This is a genomic window from Paraburkholderia madseniana (assembly GCF_009690905.1).
Taxonomy (GTDB): Bacteria; Pseudomonadota; Gammaproteobacteria; order Burkholderiales; family Burkholderiaceae; genus Paraburkholderia; species Paraburkholderia madseniana.
Genome location: NZ_VOSW01000379.1, coordinates 1 through 226, shown reverse-complemented (window position 1 = coordinate 226; position 226 = coordinate 1). Strand labels below are relative to the sequence as shown.

The 226-nt window shown below is 52.2% G+C and carries 1 pseudogene; it reads right to left on the bottom strand.

The window, feature by feature from the left end:
- Nucleotides 1-101: 101 nt before the first annotated feature.
- A pseudogene (locus FSO04_RS48210) lies at nucleotides 102-226 on the bottom strand (IS630 family transposase); the annotation flags it as partial.

Genomic DNA, 226 nt, shown 5'->3' with positions numbered 1-226 from the left:
CCATTCCGCGCATCGTTTCCACTGCCAAAGATCATGAACACGATATCCATAACGCCCGTCCCTCAAACCCCGTTTACACGGGATCCAAATTCAACAGCCTGCTAGTGTTCCGTCCCAGAAATAACTTTGCATAGCCGGGCCACTTTCTGGAGAATGGAATCGGCTGTTGCGGTCCATACGAACGGCCGCTTGTGCTGGTTGTACTGCTCCGTATAACGCTCGATAC